General features: G+C 61.8%; 2 protein-coding genes. One reads left to right on the forward strand and one right to left on the reverse strand.

Annotated features, from left to right (window positions below):
• On the reverse strand, window positions 1-260 hold a 260-nt coding region (locus VGP39_RS13995), incomplete at its 3' end, for a hypothetical protein (protein WP_327568699.1).
• Between VGP39_RS13995 and VGP39_RS14000 the strand changes: the two genes are divergently transcribed.
• Window positions 226-1383 carry a transposase gene (locus VGP39_RS14000; RefSeq protein ID WP_414644672.1) on the forward strand — a complete coding sequence of 386 codons (1158 nt, stop codon included), beginning with the start codon at window positions 226-228 and terminating at the stop codon, window positions 1381-1383. The two genes, VGP39_RS13995 and VGP39_RS14000, sit on opposite strands and share 35 nt — an antisense overlap.
• Window positions 1384-1653: the final 270 nt, after the last annotated feature.

The raw sequence follows: 1653 nt of genomic DNA on the forward strand, positions 1-1653 counted from the left end.
GATGGGCTGCCACGCGCAAATGCCGCGGTTTGCGCCTCTAATCGGCCATTCGGGTTGGCCGCCGCGGCACTATCGATTAAATCGGCTATCAATAGAGCAACTTGCAAAATCACGCTGTCGGCGTGATTTTCCGCCTCAAAGTGTGTGGATTTCGCGAGACGCCTGCATCCGTTTCGTGGTCTGATGGAGTTGCAAAACAACCAGATACCGACGAAGTCAACAAGGATGCAGGCGATGTCGCTGAAGGCGATACTATCCACATACTGGCTCCGTGTTCAAGGAGAACTTCTGCCCTGGCTCGATGATGCGATGGACGGTCCGCTGACGGCGCATCACCGGCAATTCGTCAGCGTGCTCGGCCTGACTCGGATCGAGACGTTCCTGCCAAGCTGGCATGGGCTTATCGGGCGTCCGCCCGCCGAGCGCGCGGCCCTGGCCCGCAGCTTCATCGCCAAGGCGGTCTTCAATCTGCCAACCACCCGGCTGCTGATCGACATGCTATCAGCCGACAAGACATTGCGCCGCCTGTGCGGTTGGCAGCGCGCAGGCGAAGTACCAAGCGAATCCACGTTCTCGCGTGCCTTCGCGGAATTCGCCGACAGCGCCCTGCCATCGCGACTGCATGACGCGCTGATCGAGGAAACTCACGCAGATCGCCTGCTCGGGCATATCTCGCGCGACAGCACCGCCATCAAGGCGCGCGAGAAGCCCGTGAAATCAGCCGAGCCGAAGTCACCCGCACAGCCCAAACGCAAGCGCGGCCGCCCTTGCAAGGGCGAGGCGCGTTCGGTCGAGCCGCCGCGCCGGATTGAACGCCAACTCGGCATGACCGTAACCGCCATGCTGCAAGATCTGCCGCAGCACTGCGCTGTCGGCACCAAGCGCAACGCCAAGGGCCATCAGGGGTCTTGGATCGGCTACAAGCTGCACATCGACTCCGCGGACGGCGAGATCCCGATCAGTTGTGTGCTCACAGCGGCGTTCGTGCATGACAGCCAGGTCGCCATTCCGCTCGCCACCATGACCGCCGCGAAAGTCACCAACCTGTACGACCTGATGGACAGTGCCTACGACGATGCCGCCATCAAACAGCACAGCCGCAGCCTCAACCATGTGCCGATTATCGATATCAATCCGCGTGCCACCCCCGGGCTGAAGCAGGAACTGGAGCAAGAGGCGAAGCGGCAACGTTTGGTCGGGCATCGCCTGGCGGAAGACATTCGTTACGGCGAACGCAGCACGGCCGAGCGGGTCAATGGCGGGCTGAAGGACAACCATGGCGGCCGGACCGTGCGGGTGCGCGGAGCCGCCAAGGTGATGTGTCACCTGATGTTCGGGGTGCTCAGTTTCACCGCCCTGCAACTGCTTCGTCTGGTTGCGTAGCGGCCCTTCGCGATCACCATTGCTGCCCTTGCCGCTGCTTTTGGCGGCGAGGCCGCCAGCGGCTTGCCAAAAGAGGTGGGAAACCCCGTCACAGGCCTATGCGGTCATCTGAACCAGGTCAGATCACCTCGGTTCCAGATCTCGGTGCATCTTCCGTCGGGAATTCGGGCGTTTGCGTGGCGGAGTTTTGCAAGTGGCTCCTGTGTAAAGCGTTTCCGGGATGCCGGAAATGATCCAGTGCGCCTCGGCCTTTCTCCAGATTGCCTGACG

Origin of the sequence: Bradyrhizobium sp., from assembly GCF_036009065.1 — a bacterium.
Taxonomy (GTDB): Bacteria; Pseudomonadota; Alphaproteobacteria; order Rhizobiales; family Xanthobacteraceae; genus Bradyrhizobium.

Bases quoted from the DNA above. Each gene is read 5' to 3' on its own strand.
- VGP39_RS14000 (WP_414644672.1), top strand. From the start codon at position 226: ATGCAGGCGATGTCGCTGAAGGCGATACTATCCACATACTGGCTCCGT.